18 protein-coding genes and 3 tRNA genes are annotated in these 20,514 nt (G+C 49.9%); 4 read left to right on the forward strand and 17 right to left on the reverse strand.

Features of this window, described 5'->3' with window-relative positions; translation table 11 throughout:
• Position 1: 1 nt before the first annotated feature.
• Positions 2–739 (reverse strand): NUDIX hydrolase, encoded by a 738-nt coding sequence (locus B0G52_RS00580; RefSeq protein ID WP_094041572.1) that lies wholly within the window; start codon positions 737–739, stop codon positions 2–4.
• A gap of 187 nt (positions 740–926) precedes the next feature.
• Between B0G52_RS00580 and B0G52_RS00585 the strand changes: the two genes are divergently transcribed.
• Complete coding sequence (locus B0G52_RS00585) at positions 927–1,130, forward strand: DUF6199 family natural product biosynthesis protein (RefSeq protein ID WP_094041573.1); 204 nt, start codon at positions 927–929, stop codon at positions 1,128–1,130.
• 519 nt (positions 1,131–1,649) lie between these two features.
• Here B0G52_RS00585 and B0G52_RS35190 read toward each other — a convergent pair.
• A complete protein-coding gene (locus B0G52_RS35190; protein ID WP_143762486.1) occupies positions 1,650–2,045 on the reverse strand; it encodes a hypothetical protein in 396 nt (131 codons plus the stop codon).
• 132 nt (positions 2,046–2,177) lie between these two features.
• Between B0G52_RS35190 and B0G52_RS00595 the strand changes: the two genes are divergently transcribed.
• Complete coding sequence (locus B0G52_RS00595) at positions 2,178–2,618, forward strand: very short patch repair endonuclease (protein WP_094041575.1); 441 nt, start codon at positions 2,178–2,180, stop codon at positions 2,616–2,618.
• On the opposite strand, the gene B0G52_RS00600 is transcribed toward B0G52_RS00595, so the two are convergent.
• The 15 genes from B0G52_RS00600 to B0G52_RS00665 form a co-directional block, all read right to left on the reverse strand.
• The gene (locus tag B0G52_RS00600) at positions 2,619–3,752 is read right to left on the reverse strand and encodes a DNA cytosine methyltransferase (protein ID WP_094041576.1); all 1,134 of its coding nucleotides are present in this window, start codon (positions 3,750–3,752) and stop codon (positions 2,619–2,621) included. It lies immediately after the preceding gene.
• Positions 3,753–3,872: 120 nt separating this feature from the next.
• On the reverse strand, positions 3,873–4,607 hold the full coding sequence (locus B0G52_RS00605) for a hypothetical protein (RefSeq protein WP_094041577.1): 735 nt from the start codon (positions 4,605–4,607) through the stop codon (positions 3,873–3,875).
• A gap of 37 nt (positions 4,608–4,644) precedes the next feature.
• Positions 4,645–6,612, reverse strand: coding sequence for a Z1 domain-containing protein (locus B0G52_RS00610; RefSeq protein ID WP_094041578.1), 1,968 nt, complete (start codon positions 6,610–6,612; stop codon positions 4,645–4,647).
• A complete protein-coding gene (locus B0G52_RS00615; RefSeq protein ID WP_094041579.1) occupies positions 6,609–7,646 on the reverse strand; it encodes a restriction endonuclease PLD domain-containing protein in 1,038 nt (345 codons plus the stop codon). The genes B0G52_RS00610 and B0G52_RS00615 overlap by 4 nt, the downstream gene beginning before the upstream one ends.
• A 261-nt stretch (positions 7,647–7,907) precedes the next feature.
• Positions 7,908–8,432, reverse strand: coding sequence for a tyrosine-type recombinase/integrase (locus B0G52_RS35195; RefSeq protein WP_143762489.1), 525 nt, complete (start codon positions 8,430–8,432; stop codon positions 7,908–7,910).
• Between the two features lie 177 nt (positions 8,433–8,609).
• Positions 8,610–8,698: transfer RNA gene (locus B0G52_RS00625), tRNA-Leu, on the reverse strand.
• A gap of 58 nt (positions 8,699–8,756) precedes the next feature.
• Positions 8,757–8,833 (reverse strand) — tRNA-Ile (locus tag B0G52_RS00630).
• 24 nt (positions 8,834–8,857) lie between these two features.
• Positions 8,858–8,934: transfer RNA gene (locus B0G52_RS00635), tRNA-Met, on the reverse strand.
• A gap of 73 nt (positions 8,935–9,007) precedes the next feature.
• Positions 9,008–9,190: a YycC family protein gene (locus B0G52_RS00640; protein WP_094041581.1), complete on the reverse strand. Its 183-nt coding sequence runs from the start codon at positions 9,188–9,190 to the stop codon at positions 9,008–9,010.
• A gap of 98 nt (positions 9,191–9,288) precedes the next feature.
• Positions 9,289–9,453, reverse strand: coding sequence for a hypothetical protein (locus B0G52_RS35810; RefSeq protein ID WP_198960563.1), 165 nt, complete (start codon positions 9,451–9,453; stop codon positions 9,289–9,291).
• Positions 9,454–9,586: 133 nt separating this feature from the next.
• A complete protein-coding gene (locus B0G52_RS00645) occupies positions 9,587–11,167 on the reverse strand; it encodes an ABC transporter substrate-binding protein (RefSeq protein WP_094041582.1) in 1,581 nt (526 codons plus the stop codon).
• Positions 11,164–12,054, reverse strand: a complete 891-nt coding sequence (locus B0G52_RS00650; RefSeq protein ID WP_094041583.1) for an ABC transporter ATP-binding protein — start codon at positions 12,052–12,054, stop codon at positions 11,164–11,166. The genes B0G52_RS00645 and B0G52_RS00650 overlap by 4 nt, the downstream gene beginning before the upstream one ends.
• Before the next feature lie 6 nt (positions 12,055–12,060).
• The gene (locus B0G52_RS00655; protein WP_094041584.1) at positions 12,061–14,895 is read right to left on the reverse strand and encodes an ABC transporter permease; all 2,835 of its coding nucleotides are present in this window, start codon (positions 14,893–14,895) and stop codon (positions 12,061–12,063) included.
• A 3-nt stretch (positions 14,896–14,898) separates the two neighbouring features.
• Positions 14,899–15,996, reverse strand: coding sequence for an efflux RND transporter periplasmic adaptor subunit (locus tag B0G52_RS00660; RefSeq protein WP_198960564.1), 1,098 nt, complete (start codon positions 15,994–15,996; stop codon positions 14,899–14,901).
• On the reverse strand, positions 15,956–16,774 hold the full coding sequence (locus B0G52_RS00665) for an ABC transporter ATP-binding protein (RefSeq protein WP_094041586.1): 819 nt from the start codon (positions 16,772–16,774) through the stop codon (positions 15,956–15,958). The genes B0G52_RS00660 and B0G52_RS00665 overlap by 41 nt, the downstream gene beginning before the upstream one ends.
• A gap of 234 nt (positions 16,775–17,008) precedes the next feature.
• On the opposite strand from B0G52_RS00665, the gene B0G52_RS00670 reads away from it, so the two are divergent.
• Both B0G52_RS00670 and nagZ read left to right on the forward strand, forming a co-directional pair.
• Positions 17,009–18,661: a glutamine--tRNA ligase/YqeY domain fusion protein gene (locus B0G52_RS00670; RefSeq protein WP_094041587.1), complete on the forward strand. Its 1,653-nt coding sequence runs from the start codon at positions 17,009–17,011 to the stop codon at positions 18,659–18,661.
• A gap of 69 nt (positions 18,662–18,730) precedes the next feature.
• Positions 18,731–20,026, forward strand: coding sequence for a beta-N-acetylhexosaminidase (nagZ, locus tag B0G52_RS00675; protein WP_094041588.1), 1,296 nt, complete (start codon positions 18,731–18,733; stop codon positions 20,024–20,026).
• Positions 20,027–20,514: the final 488 nt, after the last annotated feature.

Here is a 20,514-nt window from a genome sequence, read left to right on the forward strand (position 1 = left end):
ACTAGCCCTCCTGCGTATCGTCTCTGAAATGAAAATGCTCATGATCCACTCCGTCCATTCCAACCAACTTGCCGCTCTTTTTATGATAATAGGGAAACATTCGATTGACAGGCAGCTTTAGCAATTGATAATTCCTATCTCGCGGCAATGCTTTCAACTCCTCTACGGCTCTTTCACGGCAAGTGTGGAGTCCTATCGGATAGAAGTTCGGAAACACGTCCGCCTGCTCTGCCACGAAAATTGCCCAAACGCACTCATCTTCCACGTTATGTACCGTGCCATTCCCCAGCACCCGTGAAGCGTGCTCTAGAATCGTAAGGTCCCGAAGAAGCATAAACTTCGTAGAATAATCCTCGCAACGATCGATCAAATTACGAAGTTGCGCGACGGCCTCTTCGAGACTCATCCACTTCACTCGCATCCCCAACTGAGTTTCCTCTTCGGTCAAAGCAGTGTTTCCCGGTTGCTTTGTCGCTTTGGCCATGTAACAATAAGAACGCTGCATGAACTGATTTCTATTTTTGTGCTCGTCGATATATCCAATCGCTTCAATGATAACAGCATCATAACCCGTTTCTTCCTTAATCTCGCGCAAGAACGCCGCTGCCCTTTCTTCGCCCTCCTCTACGCCGCCTCCAGGCAGCTTGTAAAGACTTGCGCCCGACATCTCCATCATCGCGACCTTTAGCTCATCGTTGATCAGAACGCCCCTCGAAGCGTACCGAGACACAACTTCCATGAACTCAGGTTCTCCACCCACAAAATCGCTGTCCGTTATGGTCTTTAGCCATTGTAAATCGTAATCCCTCCCCCACCGCAGGATTTTAAGTCCTGTGCGTCTGTCAAATCCGTTAATCCAATAATCGCTCTCTCATCGAAACATCAACGATCTCACCAGCGTATTACATATTAAGGAGCTGATGAATATGGCCGTCTTCATTATTCTTTTCATCATACTGGCGATATTGAACATCGTCTATCCTTCCTTCGGATGGTATCTCCGATATGGTTGGGTGGTGAAAGGCGAGTCTGAGCCAAGCGAGGCTTACCTGATTATGAGCAGAGTCGGTGGAATTGTCGCACTTGTACTTTTGATTTTTGTTTTATTTTCAGGCGCTTTCACATATTAAAATGACTCGATAAGACTGGTGGACCCGCTGCCAATTTCTTGGATTCGAAGTCTCGTCCCCAATTCGTCCCCAACAGGAAGACGACGCTCAGCTTTCAGGATTCTGTCAGTCCGAAAAACTAATTTAACAATAGAGGAGGCCCATGCTTTGGCATGGGCCTCTCACAGAACCGTAGGTGCGAGTCATCGTATACGGCTCTTCCAGCGCTATCCCCTCTGGGAGTGTAGTTCACATTGTACAGATCAACAAGATTGCATAGTCTCATTTCATGGAACCAAGCATTTGGCATGGCATAGCTAATATGTGGGCTACGGGAACTTCGCCATGCATTCATCCTCAATCGCGGGAGCATTATAGAAAGCATGCTTTAGTGCGAGTTTTCGGACTTCGGTCTGTTGTGTTGTTTCCTTGGATTTCCGTCAATAATCTAAGGTTCATGATCATGAATGTGATCACGGATGTTAACTAGCATGCTTGGACATAATATTCTGATATAATGAACTAATAAGAATCGATGATCTATATCTTTGTGAACTCAACATCATGAGCTGATGTAAATTCAACTTTAATCATATCGCCTGGTTGAGCGTTAACATGCCGATACCAGCGTCCGAATAATTTAAGATCGCCGCTTCCTTGGAATTGTTTTGCGTACTTTGTAGTAATCCCAGTACTATTATTGCGTTTTTTGGCTGATCCAGAAGCTCTAACCTTAACATTAAAGAATCCATCCGTTGAACTGCCGTTGAATATGGTTCCTGGAAGGATAGTACAAGCTTCCGCATCTGATACTGGAATCTGAACGTAGGCTTCAAGAGGACTTCTTTGATTTACTTGTCTTGATGCACCTAAAGTTCCCCACCTTAGATGTGCATGTTTAAGTCTCACATAAAAGACATCGCCTGCTGTTGGCATTCGCATCACCTATCTTTCTATTCAAATGGGAATAATTACCCAAGCCATATAGCTTTATTTCGACAAAGAAAGCTGTTTTCCTTCAAGGTTTTAGCGAATTTTATCTCGTGTTGATTTTGTTTGGAGGGAACCATGGCAGATAACTTAATGCCAGCAGATAGAAAGAAAAATATGCAAGCAATACGCTCAACTGGCACTAAGCTAGAGGATAGGGTCAGTAACGAACTGTGGAAAAGGGGATATAGATTTCGTAGAAATCTAAGCGGACTCTTTGGAAAACCCGACATAGCTATTAAGAAGTATAAGTTGGTTATTTTTATTGATTCATGCTATTGGCATGGTTGCGACATCCACGGTAACATGCCAAAAAGCAATCAGGAATACTGGCTTAGAAAGCTAAATCGCAACAAAGAAAGGGATCAAGAAGTAACAGAATACTATCAGAATATGGGATGGGCTATAATAAGAATCTGGGAACATCAACTAAAGAAGGATTCGTTTGACTACACAATCAAGGAGCTTTGCTCCTCTATAGATCAAGCAAAAAGGCGAGGATTGGCCCCGCCTAATTAATCACCTTACAACATATTCTTCTGCTTCTTCCCTTACTCTGTTTTTAACCAATGTAATCTCTTCTTCTGTATTATCGAATGTCCACTGGGCCTCGATAGAATTGTACGGTACACCAGCAAACGTCTTTAGGATAGCTTCGACTATTACTTTTGCACCCATTGGCGGAACTGCCATCCCAATTTGTTTCCTCACCGCTTCTTTCCCGCCTAAAAACTCATAGTTATCAGGGAAAGTTTGAAGTCTAGCCCGTTCACGGTTTGTCAACGCTCGGGGAATTGCATAATGATACATATGTGTCCCACCGCCCCCGCTGCCAGTAACAGTATAGGCAGGCTTATCAGGGTGGAGGCGCTTATAAATCTGGCTGATCTTGGTCTTCTTAACATTCAATCTAAGATGTTCAGGCAACCCTTCATACCAAGCGTTTTCTCCTGGTGGAATATGTGAAAGCATTTCAATAACTTTACCTTGATGATTTGTGTACTCCTGATTTGTGGCTCTTGCTGGAATTAAAGGTTCCTCCAGTGCTTGTCTTGCAGTTCTATAATTATTAGGGCCATGGGTAGGTTCAGGTACTCTAAATCGCAACCCCAAATCCTTCCGAATTCCCACAATAATTATCCTTTGCCTTGCTTGTGGAACACCATATTCATGAAACTTATATAAATGCGGTGTTAAGTTGTAACCTGCCTGCTCTAAGTCTGATAGTATCTTAACAAAGGCTTCACCGTCATTAGCACTCTCAAGCCCTCCAACATTCTCGGCAATGAACCAAAGCGGTCTATGGATATTTAATACCTTAACTCCGTAGGAGTACAACGGTCCAAAATCACCATTAAACCCCTTTTTCTCACCAACACTGCTGTAATCATTACAAGGAAACCCAAAAGAAAAAGCGTTGATTCTTGGAAGGGCTTCAATATCCAGTGTCCTTACGTCACCTTCTATAACAGATTCGGGATTCTCAGGACAAATATTATGTCTAAAGGTCTCGCATGCTGCAGGATCATAATCATTTGCCCATGAATGCTGAACTCTGAATACCTCACCTGTTGGACTTATCACTTCAGCTAGCTGAGCACCTAAAGATAGACCGCCTGGTCCGCTAAATAGCTCTCCTTTATTAAAAATCATTATAATCAACTCCGTTTCTAACAAAATACAATACGAACATTGGTTCTATTATAAACTAGACTTACAAAAAAAGCAGCCCAATCAAAGAAAAGGTTTCTGGAAGTTTCTCGATTGTATCGGTTACTGCTTTCTCTTCCTAGGAGTCCGTGAGCTCTTAGGTTTCGTCGGGAGATTATTGTTATTGCCGTCTTGCGTGCTCTTTCTTGCACCGATGCTAATTAGCAACTCAGACAAGTTGTTTGCATCTGCAACTGCTCCGGTAATTTTGCTGTCGCCTGTAAAACATGGCACAAACACTCTGGATATAAAGTGTCCAAACGTCATGTTGGAATAACTAGCTAGTATGTTCGTTTTTATTTTCTCAGCGCCACTTACTTCTATTGCGGGTATTACATCAAATCCGTGAATTGAAGAAACCATTACATAAGAACTCGGTGAAAAGCTTAGCATATCACTTACTTGCTTTTTTAATAGAGCCGTATCCACTCTAACATCCATCTTGTTCTTCGTGGTGATAGTTGAATCAAGTTTGTGTTGAATAAGGATACCTTTTTCCACCCTGATCTCTGGCAAATCCATCTTAAGACTCACTATAAGATCAGCACCTATTGTAGATTCTTCTGTGCGTGGACTTAACAGCCTATGATTGAATTCAAAATCAATTCTAGTTTCTCCATCTTCAACTGGACCAAGCAGATACAGATCATTGAATAGCCCAAACCAATCAGCAACTACACCTGAACCATGTTCCTCTTTTGTTGCAAACGACTTGAAGTTCTTCTTATATCTTTTTATTGCTTGGTCAATGTGTTTTTCGATTTTAGCGATTAATGGATTGTCAGGGTTTAAGTTCATTACCTACACCTCAATAGCGTTCTAAACCATCAGCCCTTTAGAGTACAGTAAACATGAAGAAATTCTTACCGTCAGGGAATCTTAAGTTAGGAACCCAAAATGGTTGTCCATCCCAGCCTTCTTCAACCCTGCCATTAAATCTGTACATGGTTAACGTTGGGCCTGAAGGATCGAATCGATCTGAACCTCCAGAAAGCAAAGCACGATATCCTTTGCTAATGTTGGTACTCCTTACTTCTATAAAGCCGCGATTTCGGAACATTTCCTTCATATTCCTCATACACGTTCTTATCGCTTCATCGTCCCATGATCCTCCCCCAGACTCATCAGCCGCTGTGAGATTCAAGATATCAACAAGCATATCAATTGGAACTTGCATCACTTGGCCTGTACCCATGAATGGCATCAAAATTCTATCAAGCGTTTCTACATTTTTTACAAGAGGGGAGTATGGGAAGTATCTTTTCCCAGGCATGTAGAACGCAAGAGCATCAACATATACTACGCTCGTACGTGTTGCCCTGAGTAACGAGTGAGTAGTTCTCGATAATACAATAGCCTGCATTTCAGTCGGATCAATTTGACGAGCCATTGTCCAAAGCTGCTTATGTGAGTCATGTACACCCTTGAAAATCTCTAATAATGAACTTGAAATATAAAACCTCATTACATCCATATCATTCTTGCGATACCCATACATCCTTGAATGTTGCAGAATCGTGTCAACTTGCGGCGACTTACTGGTCCTTCCATAATAAGTTACCAGCAACCTTTTAATAGTGACCCCGCGACCTAGCCTGTTACCGCCAATTAGTATATTAAATGGGGAGCTGTAGGTTGCCGATCTAGAGCCTGAAATAAGCAACTGAATACTAGTACTATTAATACACTCCGCAATCTCTTGTATGACGTCCTGGAAAGAGGGAGGATTTGAATGTGTCAGCCTCATATCGTCGTATGCTTCCCTTAAATACTCAACAACGACCGTGCTATCTTGGTTTGAAGGATTCGACATAGCACGGGTAAGCCTTGTCACAAAGCTGTTTATAATACGTTCAATCCTTCTATGGGGATCTTGACGTTGACTGACATGGCAGACGAAAGAGAAAGCAGTACCTTCACCGTTTACTAGCTTAGAAGCGGCAACAACGAAAAACGAACATAATGCCTTTCTAAGTCCTGTCGGCACAGCTTCCCAAGTCTCTTCTGTATCTAAGATGTCAGTTGAAAGAATGTTATCCACTTCATTGTCTGGAAACAACCTCATTGGAGAAAGGTGCTGCTCAGCCTCAAAGAAAGCTTCACCGCCGACATATCCTTCTCCAGGATCAAAAGTCACAGTAAATTGAGGAGCAAAATCGCTCTCTGAATGTTGCAAGAACAGGGACTGTGGAGTCGCAGTAACTTGCACATATACATGTTTTTCAAAATATCCCCTAATGTTGACAATTGCCTCATTGACTCCACTCAAGTCGTCCGTGTCATTATTTAATAACGTGTTTAGACTGGCTTGATCGGCTTCATCATCAAAAATGATCGGACGAATCTCCTCTGAGCAATGCATCTCCAGAAAATCGATTAATGATTGAAGGATATGAGTATTCTTGGTAGCCATTAACACCAGACCACCTGTTTGCAGTGCCGTCTGTATTCGTTCTGGATGTGCCATCATCCATTGATCCTTACCCAAGGCTTGCATACCTGGCAGGGATTGATTGATTCTATCAAGTGTCTGATCATATAGCCAAACATTATCGGATGTAAGGATTATGAATAGTCGAAATCCGTTATCAGATGCTAGGGCAGTAGACATCAGCATATTGTTTGTCTTGCCGCTTTGAATTTGCCCAAAAAGCAGTCCATGGCAAGCCGGGTCATCAAGAGCCCCAACCTTATCAATTAACCTTACTGCATTACTCTTGATATTATTTACTTCGGTTTGGCTTAATCCATCATGCCTTAAAATTCTTGATAACCGAGCAACCTTCGAACCATCTATGATCATAACTGTCTCCTTCTCTGACTAAAGTCCATATAATATGTATCATCATTCATTTTATATATAGTTATCGAATCTCTTCCATAATGATAAAGGTGCGTATTCTCAACCTTCTCACCAAGCCGTACCCCTAGCCGTCTTCGGAAGTATTTGCCTAAGATGCTGTTATCATGGTTTGTATGGATGGCTTTCCTGCCCTGTTGGGCTACGGCACATACAAAACTCTCTCCATCATCAGTAATCATTGTAAACTCTACGGCTAGGTCTGGGAAAAAGTCAGGGTTACCCCTATGTATTTCACTAGCTATAGGAATGTAAGCTTGGTTAGGTTCCCTTCCATCCCTCTGTCCCCAGTTCAGAGCACTTCTACCGTGAACCTGATCATCTTTCTTTTGAGTAAGTCTTAGCACAACACTTGGACATCCACTAACTGCAGCACCAATTGCTGAGGTATCGATATCCCCAATTTCAGGCTCCCTTTGATATAGCATCTGGAAGTGTTCAAATATATCTTCGTCAGTACAATCCTTTAGGAAGTGTTCCTTTGGAAAAGCTTGTAATACTTCGGCGGGGTCTGCCGACACCATTAATTCCTGAAAGTCTCTGAATCCATGCCATGTTAGATTTGAAGACCCCGCGAATGCCATATCAGGCTCACTGTTTTCCCCTTGCCATAACACAGCCTTTGCGTGTATTGGAGGGGTACCATTATAGTAACGAACACGCAATCTGCCAGTATTACGAACCAGATTCACATATTCATTGTGGTCCCATATTGTAATTGGTTGTTGCTTTACCATTCCTAATACTACGTCAATCGAGATTCTATCGTATGTATATAAAAGATGATGAACAAAAGCAGACGATCCATATCCAGTAAGTACACGCAGATTCATTCTGCCTTCCTCATACGGATTCTTTATAATTTGAGTGTAGATATGCGGCCATTGCGGCATTACATTTTCCTCCCTGTAGAGCGTCAGAACACTGATATAATAGGTGGTCCTGTAAGTAAATATCAATGTTTTAATATTCGACATGGGCGGACGAATCCCCTTCTTATATAAAAATAAAAGCGCCGCGTGGGCGCTGTGGGCGCTATTACTGCCTTTTCATGGTTGTAGTGTTGAAATCCGATTCGTACGTCATAGTCTGCTACGCTTAAGAAAGAGAAGCTCTACAAAATCAAAACCGAGCAATATACGATGGCGCATATCAAATCGATCAGCTTCAGATACGTCATGGTCTACTACAACAGGCGGCGGATCTACACCACGAATCCAGGGGCTGGCCCCAACGATTTATCGCGAACGAATGCTGGCTCGCGGGTGGAAATCTCCTTCATCCAGGCTAAATGCTTCCTTGGACCTTATCCCACAGTCAAGGAATAGAAGGAATAGGGTATAGTCCCTTAATCCCGCGAACGTCTCTCGGTTCGGAAGAGCTATCAGACGAGCAAGCGTATCCTCATCAACACTGACATGCCTTCCCTCATCCTTGCGCTTCTTAAACCCAATCAACGGGTTATCGGAAATCATACCGTGCTCGACACACCAAATAAAGAATGTGCGGAGGTAGACCGATCGATTGTTATAGGTTGCAGGTTTTATCTCCTCCTGACTAAGGTGGGAAACCATAGCCTTCTCAAGCTGTTCAAATGAACTCCCCGCATCGGGATACCTCTTGGACAACAAATTAACATGAGTCGTGTAATCCAAGATCGTCTGATCGCTAATCCCATTTGCTTTCTTCCATGTAATAAACCGATCCAGTGCCTCTTCCATCGTCTCTGGTGCTCTTCTTACCTTATTCATTCTTACCGCCATAACCAAAAAATCCTCCTTCGCCATCATCTGTATTTTGCGGATACAGATAGTACGAAAAAGGATCTCACGCTGTGAGTCCTGTGTGTCTAGCAGAAGTAACTTCTACTGCACAGGATTCATCATAATTTATGGTTTTTAGGATTGCTACAAAAAAGGGAAAACCCCTTATGTATGTAGTGGTGCCGAGAACCGGGGTCGAACCGGTACGGTAGTCACCTACCGCAGGATTTTAAGTCCTGTGCGTCTGCCAATTCCGCCATCCCGGCATGCGAGTCTCTGGCAACCGAGAACGATCGGTCAACGAGCGCTGCCCCACGAACTCCGTGGTGGGCCTTGAGGGACTCGAACCCCCGACCAATCGGTTATGAGCCGACCGCTCTAACCAACTGAGCTAAAGGCCCCCGTAAAGGTCCAGAGAAAGGTGTTGGTTGCGGGGGCAGGATTTGAACCTGCGGCCTTCGGGTTATGAGCCCGACGAGCTACCGGGCTGCTCCACCCCGCGTCGTTAAAGCATTATAGAATTTATTGGCGACAAGTAATAATATACTATAGAAAATAGCCTGCAGTCAACACTTTTATTCACTTTTCTTTTCTTCCGTTTCCAGATGCTGCTTGTCCTCGCCCGTTTGCGCCTTCGCCATCTCGCCCAGCTTCTGCAGCAAAATATGCTGTGGCATGTGCATCAAATGCTCCAACGGCACCTTCATGTATTCGGCCAATTTAACGGCTGTTTCCGCGGATAACGGCATTCTTCGCATCGCTGCTTCCTCCTTCGTCCGATCCTTCCGGACACCAGCTTAGCACAAAAACCGTCCCTTTGCCAATATGCAGCAGCTCAACCTCCTGTACAAGCCGCTCAGGGCATGTAGCGAACGCCATACTTCCCTTTTTTCGAACGGAATACTTCGATCTCCTGCGGCGCCTCAAGGCCGAATACCCAGCTGTCGTGCTCCATGCGCTGAACGAGACATCCCGCTTGAAATTTGCTGTCGTACAATCTCGACCAGTATACCCATTTCATGCGTCTTCCCCCGCTTTTGTAGAGATGTGGATGCTCCTAGCATGCTCGGCTTTGGCGGATTTGAATCCGTCTCCCGGGAAATTTAAAGCAAACGCCCCATCCATATGAATGGGGCGCCTGAGAACTTCCTCGTTTAATCGATAATGACCGCTTCGCCGGCCGCTTCCATAATCGCTCTCTTATCGAGAGGAATAACTCCACCGCCACCGCCGTTGTCCGTATTGATTCCATCAAACGGATTTTCGATGTTGCCTTTCGGGTTCGTCTTGATCTTCTGAAGCAGATCGTTCCCCTTCTCCTGCCACAACGCCAGCGCGTCCTTGGCGGACTTGCTTCCCTGCATCACTTGCGAGAAGAGCATCGAGCCCATCTCGTTGATCAAGTTCAGATTCGGCTTTTCGCGGTACAACTCCTGTTCCTTGATCGAAGAGCCTTGCAGCGGAGCCGGCTTCATCTTCGTGAACGCATCGATGTTGTAGCTCATGCCGTCGCGCACTTTGACGAATTCTTTGCGCGCGGACAGCTCGTAAGTGCTGCGGGACTTCAGCTTCGCCCACTCTTTGCCGTTCATGAACTTGACGAATTCCCAAGCGTCGTCGGTATTTCTCGCGTTGGCGTTAATACCGGCCAGTTGGTTCAAATAGATATTGCCTCCGAACCCTTCCTTGCCGATATGGTACGGCACCGTGACGACGTCCCACTCCAGCTTCTCCATCTTCAGCTTATCGCTGTTGTCATTCATTTGCTGGATCTGGTTGATCATACCGTAGTCCCCGATCGTCATGGCCACTTTACCGTTGAGGAACAATTGGCCTTGGAACGGATTATAGCGGTAATTCTCTCCCTGAGGCTGCTCGTAGTTCATATCCTCCTGGCTTGGCGTTACGCGGTCTTTCTTCATCTGGGCTATTGTCTCCCAGAGGTTTTGCCATTGCGGAGTGTTGACCGTCATCGTCTCGCCCTTCTCGTCGAACATCCTGAGCTGAAGAGGCGCAGCGAACGATTGGAAATCCCAGAAGTTATCTCCTGCCCCCCACTGATTAAAGGTGAATCCGAAAATAGCGTCCTTGCCGCTTCCCGACTTCATCCTTTTCGCCAGGTTGAATACGTCGTCCCAGCTCATGCCGTCTTGAGGGAACTCGACTCCCTGCTTCGTAAACAGCTTCTTATTATAGTAGAGAGCGGATGATTGGAACGTCGGCGAGAGTGCGTACAGGAAGCCGTCTCCCTGCTCCTTGATCCCGTCGATGACCGTCGGCACGAACTCGCTGACGTCGATTTTGTCTTCGTTGATCATCGGGTCGAGCTGCTTCAGAAGATTGTCGTTCACGAGCTGCCCGAGCATGCTCATGTCATTGATGATCATGACGTCTACCGGGTTGCTTCCGGTCATGATTTCCTTGAGCTTCGCCATTTGGTCGACCGGTTCCTGTTGCTTCGAGTAGTCCTCGAACTGCATTTCCGAATAATCGATCGCGGGCACGACCTCGATGTCGATGTTCGAATGAGTGAACTCGAACATGTCCGTGAATTGCTGGCGGAACCAGCTCTCATCGGATTTGCTGCCGTACATCGTGCCGATGCGCAGCGTACGGCGATTATCCGGATCGTTCGCGCTGTCCCCCGAATTACACGCCGCGAGCATCGGGACTAGTAAAGATAGGCTCATTCCGGTGAGCACCCATTTTCGGGTTTTTCCTGCTTGTTTGTTCATGCTGTTTCGTCCTCCTCCAAGGATTTGGGTTTTGTAATGACAATCTTGTCTCCGTCGAACTCCATCGTTGCTTTGTCGCCGATCGCAAGAGCGGACAAGTATTCTTTCGGAATTTGCAAGCGGCCAACCCGGTCGACAACGACGAAAGCTTCGTGCGCTTCTTCCGGCGTCCGCCCGCCCGAGAGCGGCAAGGAATGATCCAGGTTGGGGTTCCTCTTGATAAACTCGGTGCTCGTCAGCCCGTCGCGGATCGCCACGACCCGGTCCACTTTGCTTGCTAGCGACAAATCGTGAGTAACGATTACGATCGTCAAGCCAAGCTCCCGATTAAACTTGCGGAAAATATCCATGATAATATCGGACGTTCGCGAATCTACCGAACCCGTCGGTTCGTCGGCCAGCAGCAGCTGCGGACGGTTCGCCAGCGAGATGGCGATCGCCACCCGCTGCTGCTCGCCCCCGGACAGCTGCTGCAGCTTGTTATGCATGCGATCCTTCAAGCCGACCCATTCGAGCAGTTGCTTGGCATAAGCCCGGTCCAGCTTGCCGGAAAACATCATCGGCATCTCTACGTTCTCAAGAGCGCTCAGGAACGGCAGCAGGTTGCGGGCGTTGTTCTGCCAGATAAAGCCGACCGTATCTCGCTTGTACTTCACGAGATCGTCGTCGTTGACCTTCAGCAGATTCCACGGCCCTACTTGCACCTGGCCGGCGGAAGGGCGGTCGAGCCCGCCGAGAATGTTCAGCAAGGTCGACTTCCCGCTTCCGCTGTTCCCGATAATCGCCATCATTTCTCCGGCTTTGACGGATAAGTTCAAGCCTTGAAGGGCGACGACCTCCAGATCGTCGGCCTTGTAAATTTTCACGAGACCTTCGCATGTAATCATGCTTGCTTACCGCTCCTCTCCCAGCTTGACGGCCTGATGAACCTTCAAGCGTCTAATGTGCGTGATGAGAAGCGCCACGCCGATCGTCATCATGACGCCGACAACGATATACAGCCTGTTCGTGTCGGTCGCTTCGAAAATGACGCGGAACGGAGGAACCTGATTCGTCGAATTGTCCGTCGTCTGCAGGAAAGGCAGGAACAGCAAGCTCGCAAGCTTACCGATGCCTATGCCGAGACCGATCGACAAGCCGGCGGTAAAGATTTGCTCGAGCAGCAGCATGCCCGTCAGTTGCTTACGAGAAAGCCCCATGGCGCGCAAAATACCGATCTGCACGACCCTACGCGACAAGTTAAAGAACCAGAACAGAATGTAGCCTGACAACGAAACGATAATCGTCACCAGGAAGCCCAGGCTGAGAATTCCGAATACGCCTCCCCTGGCCGGGTGCTTGCTCTGTGTCGTCAATTCGGATCTCATGCTGTTGATCGCCGCCAGCTCGACGCCTTTCTCCTGAAGCACCGGGATAATCTCCTGCACTTTAGCGTCCGGATCCATCTTGAGCCACACGTCATAAGGAATCAGCGGCGCTTGATCGTAGATATAGCCCAGATTCGCGATCAGGAACGGCGTTTGGTCCGGGTACAAGCTAGGCCAGTAAGGCAAAACATCCAAAATGATAAACTCGATCGTCTGCTCCTGAATGACCGTCTGGACCGTATCTCCCCGCTTCAAGTCGAACTTCTTGGCTACGTTGGAGGAGATGAAAGCTCCCTCCGGCACTTGCCCCATCCATTCGAGATATTTGTACGGATTGATCTGGTACATGTCTTTGCGAAGCCATCCGACGCGGGCGAAATCGACGTTGTCGATGCCCATGATGGTCGCTTGCCCCGCCGTCTTGCCGGAGATCGTCAAGCTGCTCTTCGTCTGCAGCACGCGCGCCGCGTGCTCGACGCCCGGCAGCGTGCGGAAAATCTCGAACGGAGGCTCATTGTAGTTAAACTTCGTCGGCGCAGGGCGATCTCCCTGACCTCCGCCACCGCCTCCGCCGTTGCCGCCGCCTTGCTGAGTCGGAGGCTTGAATTCCGGCGTGCCTTCCCATACGGTCTGGACGACGACGTCCGTTCCGTATTTGTACATGATCCTCTCTTCCGAGTTCAGCCCGATCGTCCGCGCTGCGGAGGAATTGTACACCCCAAGGCCCAGCGTCAAGATGAGCAAAATCATGAGCGGATAATACGATTTGGACGACCGCGACAACTGCGTAAGCGTCAAATAAAACGACACCGGCAAAATCTTTTTCCACATCAGATTAAACAGCTTGAGCAGGAGCGGGAACAGCCTGAGAAACACAAGTCCCGCGGCAAAAATGCTGAGCGCCGGAACGAAGAACAGAAACGGCTGCACGTTGAGCTGGTCCGTCGTCATTCCCGTCTTGAAAGTAACCATCTGCCGCTCGTTGAACAAATACCAGCCGTAACCGGCAACGCCGAGCAGCAGCACGTCGATAAACCATTTCTGCCAGAACGGCTTGCTGTCTCCCCTCGCCATCTGCCTCTTGTAATCGACGATGGACGTCCTCGTGAAGACGAGAGCCGGAATGACGGTCGCCGCGATCGCCACAATGACGGCCGCAACGCCGGCCAGCACGCCGTCGATCGAGAATCCGACCGGGATCGCCTTGCGGTCTACGAAATGCAGAAACCCGCTGGCCGATCCGATGCTCTTGGCCATGAACCAGCCAAATAACGGACCTATTACCAGCGCAACGATGCCTAGCAGGGTCCCTTCCAGAAGGAACAGCATAAAGATCTGTCTCGTGCTCGCCCCCCGGCTTCGCAGTACCGCGATGTCGGAGCGCTGCTTCTCAAGCGCCTGCTGCGTGTTCATCGTAATGAAGTAGAACACCATGGCGATCATCGGAGCTGCGAGGGTGAAGAGCATCGTTTGCAGTTGAATGCTGTCCCGGCGAAAATCGCTCAGCATCTCGGCGAAACTGAGTTCCAGGCGCGTGTCCTTCAGCTTCTTATACACTTCGATGTCGATGCGGTTCAGCTTGCTCGACAGCGGAGAGAGCTGGCTCGTTTGAATCTCTCTCAGATCGAATGCGGAATACCAGCTTGCGATCTGAATCGGAATGCCTCGTTTGGCCGATAGATCGTCAAGAAAGACCGGATCTGCCACGTACAAATAATTCATGAGTCCTTCCAAACCTTGATACCAATAAGAGCTCGTGTCGTCGACAGGTTTGAACGCTCCGACGATCTGAACTCGCAGCGTCTCCCCAGCAGCCGAGTACAGCAGGACGTCGCCTACGTGCAGGTCGTTGCGGAACAGCGCTTCCTCCATCATAACGGCCTGGATCGTGCCGTCCGCATCGGAACTGTCCGCGAACCACTTGCCTCCTGCCATCTCGACTTGTTCCTTTAATCCTTCCAGGGAAGCGATCGTCAGCTTCCTCGTACGGCTCGCATCCACCTTCGTCGGATCTTCGGGAGACACTTCCGAGCTGCGAATCGTCAAGCTCCGCTGGGAGACCTCCACCGGAAAACCGATGTCGGACCTGACGTCCTCGCGAATATACTGATCGACGTTACGGAAGCTTTCCAAATCCGTCTTGCCGTCCGTCGACTGGTAACGAATCAACATCGAACCCGCGGGCAACCCTTCGCTGTTGTCCTGCAGAGATTGCGAGACGACCCGCTTGAGCGCGCCGTCCGCGTACATCGGAATACTCGTCGTGAAAGCGACCGCGACGAACAATCCGGCAAGCGTGCTGAGCGTCATCCAGCGCGTGTTCCACATTTTGCGGAAGAGAAACCGAATCAGCGCGTTCATCGATTACCGACCTACGACTTTCTGTCCCGGTGTCAAGCCGTTCAAGATTTCCGCGTCGGTCGAAGTTTGTTGTCCGACTTCCACGTCGACCTCGCGCTTGCTTCCGTCCGCTTCCGCCACTTGAACGTAAGAACGCGCTCCGATCGTCCGCAGGGCAGCCAGAGGAATGACAACCGCGTTCTCCTTGCGGTTGATAATGACGGAGATGGACAGCGGAGTTCCGCGAGTGACCTCCTCAGGCAGCTTACCGACGTCGACCAGCAAATATTTGTTGATGCTGTCCGTTTTGCCGCCGTTGTTGCCGCCGTTCTGATTGTCCGTCGAAGGAATCGGCATCTGCTTGATCTTGCCCGGAAGCTGTCCGACGTTGTTAATGTCGACCCGCACTTCCATGCCGACGGCAACCTTCTCCAGATCGTCCTTGGACAGCTCCGCGGCGACGACGAGACTGCTCGGATTGGCGATTACGGCGACCGTGTCGTACGCTTTGACCATGTCGCCTTCTTGCACCGGCACCGATACGACCGTTCCGGAGAATGGAGAGGTCAATACCGCTTTACCGATATCCTCGCGCATATCGGCGAGTTGCTGACGCGCTTCCTCGAATTGCAGGGATTTCATCTCGAATTCGATCGGGTCCATCTCGTCTTTCTTGCGCAGCGTTTCCTTCATCTCAAGCTCGCGCTGCTTGAAGGAAAGCTCCTGCGAGCGAAGGCTCTTCTTTAATTCGTCGACGTCCAGCTCGGCCAGCGTCTCTCCTTCTTTGACGCTGCGGCCGGATTCTATGTAAAGCTTCTTAAGACGTTTTCCGTCCAACGTAAAATAGACCTGCTTCTCCTGGGAGGACAGTATTTTGCCGGAACCCGACACTTTCGTTTCCAGCGTTTTCGTTACTACGTCGTACTGCGGTTTTTCGGAAATTTTCGGAAGTTGGATCGCGGACAGATCTTCCTCCTCCGGTTCGTCGGGCAGCAAGCTGCACCCCGAGAGCGCCAAAGACAATGCCAGCGCGGCGATCACTCCGGCCCTCTTGCGGCTGCGGCGTCCGTGCGCCTGACGGTCAATTGGCGACGAATACGCCGTCCACCATTTCATAGACATGGTCTGCTACCTCCATAATCGTAGGATCGTGCGTCGTCATGCAGAGCGAGATGTTCTCGGCTGCGACGACTTCTTTGAACACCTGCATAATTTGCGCGGTCATCTGGCTGTCCAGCTCCGCCGTCGGTTCGTCCGCCAGAATGAGGCTCGGCTTGTGGGCGATCGCCTTGGCGATGGCCACCCGCTGTTGTTCTCCCCCGGAAAGCTCGAACGGACGGTGATGCATTCTCTTGGTGAGGCCGACCAGATCCAGACAGGCTATAATTCTCTCCTTCCATTCCGAGCGCGGGGTGTTCGCCATGCGAAGAGACAATTCGACGTTCTCGTAAGCGGACAATAAGGGCATCAAGGCGAACGCCTGGAAAATAAAGCCGATATCCTTGCGGCGCACGACGGTGCGCTTGTCGTCATCCCACTTGTGGAACGGACGGTCCTTGAAAAATATTTCTCCCTTCGTCGGCGTGTCCAGTCCGCCCATCAGATTCATCAGCGTCGTCTTACCCGAGCCCGAGCGACCTCTCAACATAACGAGCTGGGACGGATAGAGATTGAGATTGATTCCTTTGAGCACCTTGATTTTCTGGCTTCCGACGTCGAAGGATCGTTCCACGTTGCGCACGGACAAGATCGGTTCGTTCGCGACCAGGCGTTCACTTTTGGACGCTTCAGCTGCAGCCTCCGTATCCTTGGCCTGCGCCTTCTCGGACGGTTTCGTCAAATCTTCTCTCTGTTCGCCTGACTTCTCAGCCGTGGACCCCCGACTTAGCCATGACAGCATTCATCTTCCTCCCTTGCCAATCTCTTCAATGATTATAACGAGGCGTCTATCTGAAAAGTTACTGAAAAAATTAAATCTTTATCATTTTTTTAGGAGAAATATACCCGATCGTGCGTCCGCCCAATCGACGAGACCCGACATTTTTCCGTTTTTTCGCTTAGCCCTTTATAAGAAGCCGCCTTTTTGTGTATTATTAGAGGATATAACGATTTATTGCGAGGAAGGTTGGTCACCTTGGAAACTAAGACGTCGTCATCGAACTTTATTCGGAACATCGTATCCGAAGATATCGCTTCGGGAAAAGTGAAAGAGATCGTCACCCGGTTCCCTCCCGAGCCGAACGGTTATTTGCACATCGGTCACGCCAAATCGATCTGCCTGAACTTCGAGCTCGCCGACGAGTTCAAAGGAAGAACGAATCTGCGGTTCGACGACACGAATCCCGTCAAGGAAGACGTGGAATACGTAGAGTCGATCAAAAAGGATGTCGAGTGGCTCGGCTTCAAGTGGGACGGGTTGTTCTTCGCGTCGGACTATTTCGGAGAAATGTACGAGCGCGCCGCTCTCCTTATCCGCAAAGGCTTGGCCTACGTCGACGACCAGTCCGCGGATCAAATCCGCGAAGCTCGCGGAACGCTCACTTCTCCCGGAACCGAGAGCCCTTATCGGAACCGCTCTGTCGAGGAGAACCTCGACTTGTTCCGCCGCATGAAGGAAGGCGAGTTCGCCGACGGGGAAAAGGTGCTGCGCGCCAAGATCGACATGGCTTCCCCGAACGTCAACCTGCGCGATCCCGTGCTGTACCGGGTCGTGCATGCTCATCATCACAATACCGGCGACGCTTGGTGCATCTATCCGATGTATGCTTTCGCTCACCCGCTTGAAGACGCCATCGAAGGCGTGACGCACTCGATCTGCACGCTGGAGTTCGAGGATCAGCGCCCGTTCTACGATTGGGTCGTCCGCGAATGCGAAATGCCTTGGGTACCGCACCAATACGAATTCGCTCGTCTGAACATCACCAATACCGTCATGAGCAAAAGAAAGCTCAAGCTCCTCGTCGACGAGAAAAAAGTGGACGGCTGGGACGATCCCCGCATGCCGACGATTTCCGGCTTGCGCCGCAAAGGCTATACGCCGGAAGCGATCCGCGCTTTCTGCCGCGAGATCGGCGTCGCGAAGAGCTACGGCGTCGTGGACGAGCGGATGCTGGAGCATTTTATCCGTGAGGATTTGAAGCTCAAAGCGCTGCGGACGATGGCCGTTCTGGCCCCGCTGAAAGTCGTCATCACGAACTATCCCGAAGGCGAGACGGAATGGCTGGACGCCGAGAATAATCCCGAGAACCCGGAGATGGGTCACCGCAAAATTCCGTTCTCCAGAGAGATCTACATTGAACGGGACGATTACATGGATAACCCGCCTCCGAAATATTTCCGGCTGTTCCCGGGCAACGAAGTACGCCTCAAGCACGCGTATTTCATCAAATGCGAGGAAGTCATCCATGATTCGGAAGGCAACGTCGTCGAGCTTCGCTGCACGTATGATCCCGAGACGAAGAGCGGCTCCGGCTTTACCGGACGCAAAGTAAAAGGAACGCTCCATTGGGTGGACGCTTCGCATGCGGTGCCTGCCGAGTTCCGTCTGTACGAGCCGCTCATCTCCGACGAGTCCGAGGAAGAGGGGCAATCGTTCCTCGACCATCTGAATCCGAACTCCCTTCAAGTGCTGAAGGGCTTCGTGGAGCCGGATATGAAGGAAGCTTCCGGAGGGGACAAATTCCAATTTTTCCGTCACGGGTACTTTAACGTAGACCCTAAGGATTCCGCCCCGGATAAGCCCGTCTTTAACCGCATCGTGTCTTTGAAAAGCTCGTTCGAAGTGTAAAAATAGCAGAACTCCCGGCTTCCTTGTTCAGGAACCCCGGGAGTCTTTTGTTAAGGAGGATTCGTATCGATGAAAATCGCCATCTCCAACCGCGGAGTGTTGCTGGGAATTTGTTGTCTGCTTGCGATTCTGGTCGTCGGATGTTCGCGCGGCTCGGGCAATCCTGACGCTTCCCCTGCTCCCTCTGCTCCGACGGAACAGCAACCGCCTGCAGCGTCGTCGCCTTCCGGCAGCGCATCCCCGGAAACAACGCCGCCGGCGGAAGAAAATCCGGTCGAACTGTTGTTGGAACACATGACATTAGAGGAGAAAATCGGCCAGGTGATCGTTGCCGGCATCGATGGAACGAAGATCGATGAGAAGATGAAGAAGCTCATTGATGAGCAGCACGTCGGAGGCTTGATTTGGTACAAGGACAACTTCTCCGACTTGAGCGGCTCGGTCCAGCTCGTCAACGCTCTTAAGCAGGCGAACGGGGGCAATCCGCTCCCCCTCTTCATGAGCGTCGATCAGGAAGGCGGGAAAGTCAGCCGGCTGCCCAAAGATTTCACGGCTATGCCGGACGCGGTCAAAGTCGGACGCACCGGAAAGCCTGAATTGGCTCAGGAGATGGGCGCCTTGCTGTCCGACGAACTGCGATTAATGGGCTTCAACATGAACTTTGCACCCGTTCTCGACGTGAACAGCAACCCCGCCAACCCGGTCATCGGCAGTCGGGCGTTCGGCAGCGACGCCGATCTCGTCGCCAGCATGGGCGTCGCCGTCATGCAAGGGCTTCAGCAAGGCGGAACGGTTGCCGTCGTCAAGCATTTTCCCGGCCATGGGGATACGTCCGTCGACTCTCACCTGGAGCTTCCTTCCGTACACAAAACGACCGCGGACCTGGAAAAGCTTGAGTGGATTCCGTTCCAAGCGGCCATCAAGGAGGGGGCAGACGCGGTGATGATCGCGCATATCCTATTCCCTTCGATCGATCCCGACTCTCCGTCGTCGCTGTCCAAAACCGTCATCACCGACCTGCTGCGCGACCGGCTCGGCTACGACGGCGTCGTCATTACGGACGACATGACAATGGGCGCCATCGCCCGCAACTACGGCATCGAGGACGCCTCGCTCCAGTCGTTTCTGGCCGGCAGCGATCTCATCCTCGTCGCCCACGGCTACGACACGGCCCGCAAAGTATACGACAAGCTGCTCTCCGCGGCCAAATCCGGAGAAATTTCCGAATCCCGCCTCAATGAAAGCTTGCGTCGAATCATCGCCTTAAAACTGAAGTACAAGCTATCCGACGAATCAATCCCGATCCCGTCCGCTAACGATCTCCCCAACGACGAAATCAGCCAGTGGCTCAAACGTCTGCAGTAGCACGCTGCCTCGAATTGGGTCTGACGCTTTACGGTCTGCCCCATACGGTCTATCTCTTCCGCCACTTAACGGACCGGCGCTTAGGTCCGACGCCATAGGGTCTGCCATCACTTGAATAGCACGCAAGGTCTGCCGCTGCTGAACGGTATTTTCCCTCTCCGGTCGGCAGACCTCCTTTTTTCGTACCTATGGCCATTATCCCGTTCACTCAGAATAACCGGTCCGACAACCTCTCTCTATTTTGACGCTTACGACCACTATCCCTTTCACTCAGAAACAGGAGGTAAATGACTTCCTTCCTCTGTGTCTTCTGCCCATTATCCCGTTCGCTCAGAACAGTCCGGCAGAGAACTTCCTTCTTTCTGTACCTTATATCCATTATCCCATTCACTCAGAAATGGTATCGTCCGAAGTAGTCGCTATCCGCAACTCCATGTTTCTCTTTCCAATTCCATAGGCGTTTCTGCTCAAGGCTGATTTCCATTTTC

It is taken from the genome of Cohnella sp. SGD-V74 (genome assembly GCF_003001675.1).
Lineage (GTDB): Bacteria > Bacillota > Bacilli > Paenibacillales > Paenibacillaceae > Cohnella.

Bases quoted from the DNA above. Each gene is read 5' to 3' on its own strand.
- B0G52_RS00595 (WP_094041575.1), top strand. From the start codon at position 2,178: ATGGCAGATAACTTAATGCCAGCAGATAGAAAGAAAAATATGCAAGCA.
- B0G52_RS35195 (WP_143762489.1), bottom strand. From the start codon at position 8,432: ATGGCGGTAAGAATGAATAAGGTAAGAAGAGCACCAGAGACGATGGAA.
- B0G52_RS35810 (WP_198960563.1), bottom strand. From the start codon at position 9,453: ATGAAATGGGTATACTGGTCGAGATTGTACGACAGCAAATTTCAAGCG.
- B0G52_RS00585 (WP_094041573.1), top strand. From the start codon at position 927: ATGGCCGTCTTCATTATTCTTTTCATCATACTGGCGATATTGAACATC.
- B0G52_RS00610 (WP_094041578.1), bottom strand. From the start codon at position 6,612: ATGATCATAGATGGTTCGAAGGTTGCTCGGTTATCAAGAATTTTAAGG.
- B0G52_RS00640 (WP_094041581.1), bottom strand. From the start codon at position 9,190: ATGCGAAGAATGCCGTTATCCGCGGAAACAGCCGTTAAATTGGCCGAA.
- B0G52_RS00605 (WP_094041577.1), bottom strand. From the start codon at position 4,607: ATGAACTTAAACCCTGACAATCCATTAATCGCTAAAATCGAAAAACAC.
- B0G52_RS00645 (WP_094041582.1), bottom strand. From the start codon at position 11,167: ATGAACAAACAAGCAGGAAAAACCCGAAAATGGGTGCTCACCGGAATG.
- B0G52_RS00600 (WP_094041576.1), bottom strand. From the start codon at position 3,752: ATGATTTTTAATAAAGGAGAGCTATTTAGCGGACCAGGCGGTCTATCT.
- nagZ (WP_094041588.1), top strand. From the start codon at position 18,731: ATGAAAATCGCCATCTCCAACCGCGGAGTGTTGCTGGGAATTTGTTGT.
- B0G52_RS00580 (WP_094041572.1), bottom strand. From the start codon at position 739: ATGGAAGTTGTGTCTCGGTACGCTTCGAGGGGCGTTCTGATCAACGAT.
- B0G52_RS35190 (WP_143762486.1), bottom strand. From the start codon at position 2,045: ATGCCAACAGCAGGCGATGTCTTTTATGTGAGACTTAAACATGCACAT.
- B0G52_RS00665 (WP_094041586.1), bottom strand. From the start codon at position 16,774: ATGCTGTCATGGCTAAGTCGGGGGTCCACGGCTGAGAAGTCAGGCGAA.
- B0G52_RS00615 (WP_094041579.1), bottom strand. From the start codon at position 7,646: ATGTCGAATATTAAAACATTGATATTTACTTACAGGACCACCTATTAT.
- B0G52_RS00655 (WP_094041584.1), bottom strand. From the start codon at position 14,895: ATGAACGCGCTGATTCGGTTTCTCTTCCGCAAAATGTGGAACACGCGC.
- B0G52_RS00650 (WP_094041583.1), bottom strand. From the start codon at position 12,054: ATGATTACATGCGAAGGTCTCGTGAAAATTTACAAGGCCGACGATCTG.
- B0G52_RS00660 (WP_198960564.1), bottom strand. From the start codon at position 15,996: ATGTCTATGAAATGGTGGACGGCGTATTCGTCGCCAATTGACCGTCAG.